A 6,539-nucleotide genomic window follows, 5' to 3' on the forward strand; every position below is an offset into this window, starting at 1 on the left:
ATCCAACACCCACACATACTCCACCTCGACCCCAATGACCCCGACTTGAATAGCGGCTCCCAACGCCACCGCCTCATCAGGGTTAACGGAACGCTCCAACTGACTATCGGGGAAAAACTCTTGAATAACCCGTTGGATGGCCGGAATACGGGTAGAACCTCCCACCAGAATGACCCGGTGGACATCACTAGCCTTGATCTCACCGTCGTCCAACGCCCGGGTGAGGGGAACCCTTGTGTCCTCCAGCAACTGCTTAGTCAGTTCCTCAAACTGACTCCGGGCAAGTTCCATTTCCAAATGTTTGGGCCCCGTCTCATCCGCCGTGATAAAAGGCAAGTTAATGGTCGTGTTCAGCATGCTAGAGAGCTCAATTTTGGCCTTCTCCGCTGCCTCCCGCAGTCGTTGAATTGCCATTTTATCCGTGCTCAGGTCAATATTTTCCTTCTGCCTAAAGGATTCTGCCATCCACTGGACAACACAATTGTCAAAATCGTCCCCCCCCAAATGATTATTACCGGAGGTGGATAGCACTTCAAATACCCCATTGCCCAACTGCAGTAGGGAAACATCAAATGTTCCCCCTCCCAAGTCAAACACCAAAATTAACTCTTCCGTTTCCTGTTTATCCAGTCCATAGGCCAAAGCCGCCGCCGTGGGCTCATTGATAATCCGCATTACTTCCAAGCCGGCGATCGTCCCCGCATCCTTGGTCGCTTGGCGCTGGGCATCGGTGAAATAGGCCGGCACCGTAATGACTGCTTGGGTAACCGGCTCCCCCAAAAAAGCCTCGGAGTCCGCCTTCAGTTTTTGCAAAATCATGGCGGAAATTTCCTGGGGAGTATAGGTCTGACCCCGGATGGACACACTGACAGTATCATCCCGCCCCTTGACGCAGTTATAGGGCACCCGGGAACGTTCCTCTACTGTGTCATCCCAACGGCGCCCAATGAATCGCTTAATGCTATACACCGTGTTTTCCGCATTGGTCACCGATTGACGCTTAGCCAATTGCCCCACCAATCTTTGGGAACCCTTGCTAAAACCAACAATGCTCGGCGTGGTACGGCCCCCTTCCGTATTGGTAATCACAATGGGTTTACCCCCTTCCAACACAGAAGCACAACTGTTGGTGGTTCCCAAATCAATGCCAATGACTTTGCCCATAACTGCTGACCCCGAAAAACAATTGTTGACTTCTAAGTATTTTCTAGGAAAATTTAAGCCTTTTGATGCAAATTTAGACCATTACGCCCCACTTGGTCATCCTTAGAACCAATTTTATGTTCCCATTCCGTTCTGCCAATTCTTTAATACTGGGGCGATCGGGGGGAAGAGACCGGCTCCCAGACCTTTCCCAAAGACCAAAATCCCTGAAAAATGACCATGGGAAACCACTGCCCCCAGACCAATAAGCCCTAGGGGTTAGTGTCTTCTTCCCCGGACTCTACTCCCTCTTCCGGAGCCACTGCCACCTTAACCATGGAGTGACGCAGTACGATGTCGTCTAAAAGATAACCCCGTACCAACTCTTCAATCACCGTATCCTCAGGATATTCAGCGGTGGGTTCCCGGAGCATCGCCTCATGGTATTTGGGATCAAAGGGTTTTCCCTCAGGACGCATGGGAGCTACTCCTAAACTTTTAAGGCTGTCCACCAGATTTTTGTAGACCCCTTGATAACTTTTGTGGATCAGATTTTCTCCGTCGGAGTTCGGCTTAATCTGGGTGCGAGCCCGCTCAAAATTGTCCACCACTGGCAAAAGTTCTGTGATTGTTCTTCCCTTGATAACTTTTGCCTGCTCCTCTTTTTCCCTTTGGGTACGCTTGCGAAAATTATCAAACTCAGCAGCCAGGGCCACATAGCGTTTTTTGACGGAGTCTAGTTGCTCCGACTGCTCAGCCAATTCCTGACGATGGCTAGCCAAATCCTTTTGCAGGATGGCGATTATTTCTTCACTACTTTTTTCCTCGACATCATTCCCTGCTGGCCCAGCTTCCACATCGATTTCTGGGCTCTCCGACTGCTCCCCGGACTGTCCCTCTAACACGGCATCAGTAGGTTGGGGACTTTCCTCCGGAGTGGCGGTGGGAATATTACCAGCCTCTGGGGGAACTGGGTTGGTTTGATTTTCGAGGGAAACTTGATCTTCGTTCATCGTATAAGGCGAAACCTAGTTGTACACTTTATCTAAGCGTAACTCGACCTGAAAAAAACTCCGAATTATGAATTGGTGGAGTTGTGAAGATGTTATTTCAATTCAGGTGAGTTAGTGCAGCCATTTGACTAGACCAGGGGATTATGATTGGTAATAATCACCGATGGTCACCATTGGCTAGGGAATAGTTTACATTATACGAATCTGGGTAGGTCTTGCTATGACATCTTCCTCCTCTTCCAAGAAAAGCCGTGCCGTTGCCCTACGGAATTATTTTTCCCCCTTCGGTAATAAATTGGTGGCGGGGGGCCATGTGGATGCCGAACAATTGCGACAGGCCCTGGTTCAGGTTAAAAAAACCGGACGGTCTTTGCCCGAGGAGCTTAAGGCGCTCACCGGTCGGGAATTGTCTCCAGAACTACTGCGACAGTACAAAAAAAATCAATTATTCGAGCTCAAAGTACTCTACGGGGTGGACAGTGTCGATCCGGAGGTTGCTCCAGTTGCCACCCAGCAGATGGCGGAACTGATCGGCCGATTTTTCCCTTTGGATACCTGTCGGCGCTTCAAGTTTCTTCCCCTAGCCCAACAGGATGGGGATCCTCCCAGTGTGTTGGTGGCCATGGTAGACCCCGATAACTTAGCCGCCCAGGATGAACTGAACCGAATTTTGCGGGTCAAAGGTTTTGAATTACGCCGTTTGGTGGTTACCCAGGATGATTTTAACCAACTCCTAGACCAGTATTATTCCATCCGGGAGGAGTGGGAGGCGGCCCAGGATAAAAAAGATCAGGAAAGGGCCCTTGATAAACTTAATGATTTGACGGATATTGTCGGCTCCATCGACATGAATTTGTCCGAGGATAAGGATGACGTTGATAATGCGCTGGATTCTAACGACGCCAACCAAGCTCCGGTCATTAACCTAGTTAATAAAATTTTGGCTAAGGCTTTACAGGAGGGTACTTCTGATATTCACGTTGAGCCCCAGGAGGAAACCCTGAGAATTCGTTTCCGTAAGGATGGGGTTTTAAATCAGGCTTTTGATCCTCTGCCCCGGAAGATTACCCCCGCAGTGGTGGCCCGTTTCAAAATTATGGCGGATATGGACATTGCCGAAAGGAGGTCGCCCCAGGATGGCAAAATTCGCCGTATTTACCAGGGTAGGAAAGTGGATTTTCGGGTTAACACCCTACCAAGCCGCTATGGGGAAAAGGTGTGTTTACGGATTTTGGACAACTCCGCCACCCAGCTGGGTTTGGATTTCTTGATTACTAACCCTGAAACCCTACAAACGGTGCGGGAACTGGCCGCCCGGCCCTATGGCTTGATGTTGGTGACGGGACCCACCGGATCGGGGAAATCCACCACCCTGTACTCGGTACTGGCGGAACGCAATAGTCATGAGGTGAATATCAACACGGCGGAAGATCCGATTGAGTATGCTTTACCGGGCATCACCCAGGTACAGGTGATTCGGGAAAAGGGCATGGATTTTTCTAATATTCTGCGGGCATTTATGCGCCAGGACCCCGATGTGATTCTGGTGGGGGAAACCAGAGATAAGGAGACGGCCAAAACGGCCATTGAGGCGGCTCTGACTGGACACTTGGTTCTAACTACGCTCCACACCAATGATGCGGCGGGGGCGATCGCCAGGTTGGATGAAATGGGGGTAGAACCGTTTATGGTTTCTGGGTCATTGCTGGGGGTGTTGGCCCAACGGCTAATGCGGAAGGTTTGTACGGAATGTCGGATTGCTTACCATCCCACCAAGGAGGAATTATCCCGCTTTGGGCTGTCCGCCTCCGGGGATGAAGTGGTCACTTTTTATAAAGCCAATACCCTTAGTCCTGATGAGATTCATTTGGCACGGCAACAGGGCAGTTTATGTCAAAAATGTAGTGGCAGTGGTTATAAGGGCCGGGTGGGGGTCTATGAGGTGATGCGTAATTCTGAGCGTATTGCTGAGTTGATTAACCAAGGAGCCACCACTGACCGCATTAAGGACTGTGCCGTGGAAGAGGGCATGATTACCCTATTGGCCTATAGTCTTAATTTGGTGCAGGAAGGCTACACCACCTTGGAAGAAGTGGAACGGGTCACCTTTACCGATACGGGACTGGAGTCGGAAATGCGGGCTAAGCGCAAGAGTGCCTTAACCTGTCGTGTTTGTGCAGCGGAACTGCAACAGGAATGGCTTGATTGTCCCTATTGCACGACTCCCCGTTTTAGCTAAATGGCAGTGCGGGGAAGCGGGGACTTAGTTTAGTTCGTTGACCATGGAGATGAGCAGTCCCTCCCATCCTTTACCATTTGCTATGCCAGATCCCAGTGCCCTTTTTGCAACAACTCGGCCCTATTTTGCCACCGTGGCCCGGGGACTAGAGGCGATCGCCGCCCAGGAATTGAGTCAATTGGGGGCAGAACAGGTAAAGCCGGAATTTGCTGGGGTTGCCTTCATAGGCGATCGGGCCTTGCTGTATCGCATTAACCTCTGGTCTCGGTTAATCTACCGGGTGCTGATGCCCATGGCCACGGTCAAAGCCTTTAACGCCCAGGACCTATACCGCAGTATCAAAAAAATAGATTGGGATGAATTTCTCAGCCCCGACCAGACCATACAAATTAACTGCACTGGCAAAAATCCCCAGCTTAACCATAGCCACTTCACCGCCCTCCAGGTGAAAAATGCCATTGTCGATCAACAGCGCGATCGCCATCAACGCCGTTCTAGTGTTGACCTGGAGCAGCCAGATATTGTTATCAACGCCCACATTCACCAAAACCATTGCCAACTGAGCCTCGACAGCACCGGCTTCAGTTTGCACCGTCGGGGTTATCGTCCAGCCATGGGCCAAGCTCCCCTCAAGGAAACCCTAGCTTCTGCTTTGCTAACCATCGCAGAATGGACCCCGGAACACCCCCTCTATGATCCCCTCTGTGGCTCTGGCACATTTCTGTTGGAAGCGGGTTTGCAAAGTTTAAACATTGCTCCTGGCAAATTCCAGCCTGGTTTTTGTTTCCAGCAATGGCCCGATTTTGACCAAGACCTCTGGCAATCCCTCCTTGAAGAAGCTAAGGCCGGGGAAAAGGATACACTCCAGGCTCCCCTGTGGGGCAGTGACGGCGATCGGGGGGTAATTCAGGAGGCTAAAAGCAATGCCCAGCAATGTCAGTTGGCAGGAAAGATCAATTGGCAACAACTCGATTTTGCCGACATTGAACCACCAGCAGCCCAGGGCATGCTAATTTGCAATCCTCCCTACGGTAAGCGCATTGGCCAAGCAGAAGCTTTGGGAGATTTTTATCAACAAATAGGGGATGTGCTCAAGCAAAGATTTAAGGGCTGGACGGCCTTCATTTTGAGTGGTAACAAGGCTTTGACAAAACGCATTGGCTTGAGAACCTCTGCCCGTTTCCCCATTAACAATGGCGGTTTGCCCTGTACCCTGCTGAAGTATGAACTTTATTAATTTTCCTGGCAAGGCGATCGCCAAAACTTTCTGGCAGAAAACCTAGCCAATGGAGAATTTTGGTCTTGAATTGTGGTCCATAGCGCAAAATTGGTTAAGACCAGTAGAATCAGACCTTTATCGCCATGAAGTTTATCCCCAGCTTACTTGCCCTAGCCACAGTCATTGTTTGTCAGCCCCGGGTTTTTGCCTTTGAGCCTGCGGAAACGATCAAAGTTAACACCATCCTCAAAACCGAAACTAGTTGGGATGGTCAACCCCTGACGTATCCGGAAGGGCAGGCGGAAATCACCGGCATGATCATCGAACTTGCCCCCGGTGCTGAAACGGGTTGGCATTCCCATCCGGTACCCTCCTTTGGTGTGCTTATGGAAGGGGAATTGGAAGTTACCCTCCTGGATGGTCAAAAAAAGTTAATTAAAGCGGGGGAAGCCATCGCTGAGGTGGTAAATACAGTACACAATGGCCGCAACGTCGGGGATAGCCCCGTCAAGATTCTTGTGTTCTATGCGGGAGCAACGGATTTACCGATCACTGTGAGGGAACAGAACAATTAAACTGTCCAGGAAAACTGAAGCGCTCATTCCCAAGGGGCCGGTGGAAAAATTACCCGGGTTTTTGGCCTCCGCCTCCCCAGGGCAAGAAAAACCGTTGACAGCTCCCACGCCTTTAGGTGAGGGATTCCTGCTTCACTGGGTTTGTCTAGTCTTGTGCCATCTCTGTTCCAAGACCCCGCAAGACCCCGTCCAGATTCCCCTCCACAGGCATTTGTTTTGGCGTCCACGATGTGCCCCACCGCAGACAAAACAAACTTTTAATTTATAGTTTCGATTTTCTCATTCCTAGACTATGACGCCCCTGTGTTCAGGTATTTCCTTTTGGTCATGCATTCTAGTCGGCGAGAACC

Annotated in this window: 5 protein-coding genes; 3 read left to right on the forward strand and 2 right to left on the reverse strand. The window is 50.5% G+C overall.

Going from position 1 to position 6,539, the window contains the following annotated elements; translation table 11 throughout:
* The coding region (locus tag IQ219_RS15370) for an Hsp70 family protein (protein WP_194073191.1) at positions 1–1,164 on the reverse strand (1,164 nt) is incomplete at its 3' end.
* A gap of 251 nt (positions 1,165–1,415) precedes the next feature.
* On the reverse strand, positions 1,416–2,156 hold the full coding sequence (gene grpE, locus IQ219_RS15375; protein WP_194073192.1) for a nucleotide exchange factor GrpE: 741 nt from the start codon (positions 2,154–2,156) through the stop codon (positions 1,416–1,418).
* 220 nt (positions 2,157–2,376) lie between these two features.
* Between grpE and IQ219_RS15380 the strand changes: the two genes are divergently transcribed.
* The 3 genes from IQ219_RS15380 to IQ219_RS15390 all read left to right on the forward strand — a co-directional run bounded on the left by IQ219_RS15380 (position 2,377) and on the right by IQ219_RS15390 (position 6,189).
* Positions 2,377–4,395 carry a GspE/PulE family protein gene (locus tag IQ219_RS15380; RefSeq protein ID WP_190597987.1) on the forward strand — a complete coding sequence of 673 codons (2,019 nt, stop codon included), beginning with the start codon at positions 2,377–2,379 and terminating at the stop codon, positions 4,393–4,395.
* Between the two features lie 82 nt (positions 4,396–4,477).
* Positions 4,478–5,632 carry a class I SAM-dependent RNA methyltransferase gene (locus IQ219_RS15385; RefSeq protein WP_194073193.1) on the forward strand — a complete coding sequence of 385 codons (1,155 nt, stop codon included), beginning with the start codon at positions 4,478–4,480 and terminating at the stop codon, positions 5,630–5,632.
* A gap of 125 nt (positions 5,633–5,757) precedes the next feature.
* The gene (locus IQ219_RS15390; RefSeq protein WP_194019365.1) at positions 5,758–6,189 is read left to right on the forward strand and encodes a cupin domain-containing protein; all 432 of its coding nucleotides are present in this window, start codon (positions 5,758–5,760) and stop codon (positions 6,187–6,189) included.
* Positions 6,190–6,539: the final 350 nt, after the last annotated feature.

The organism is Synechocystis sp. LEGE 06083 (genome assembly GCF_015207725.1).
In the GTDB taxonomy this organism is placed as follows: domain Bacteria; phylum Cyanobacteriota; class Cyanobacteriia; order Cyanobacteriales; family Microcystaceae; genus Synechocystis; species Synechocystis salina.

Excerpts from the sequence above, each read along its gene's own strand:
- grpE (WP_194073192.1), bottom strand. The coding sequence starts at position 2,156 with ATGAACGAAGATCAAGTTTCCCTCGAAAATCAAACCAACCCAGTTCCC.
- IQ219_RS15380 (WP_190597987.1), top strand. The coding sequence starts at position 2,377 with ATGACATCTTCCTCCTCTTCCAAGAAAAGCCGTGCCGTTGCCCTACGG.
- IQ219_RS15385 (WP_194073193.1), top strand. The coding sequence starts at position 4,478 with ATGCCAGATCCCAGTGCCCTTTTTGCAACAACTCGGCCCTATTTTGCC.
- IQ219_RS15390 (WP_194019365.1), top strand. The coding sequence starts at position 5,758 with ATGAAGTTTATCCCCAGCTTACTTGCCCTAGCCACAGTCATTGTTTGT.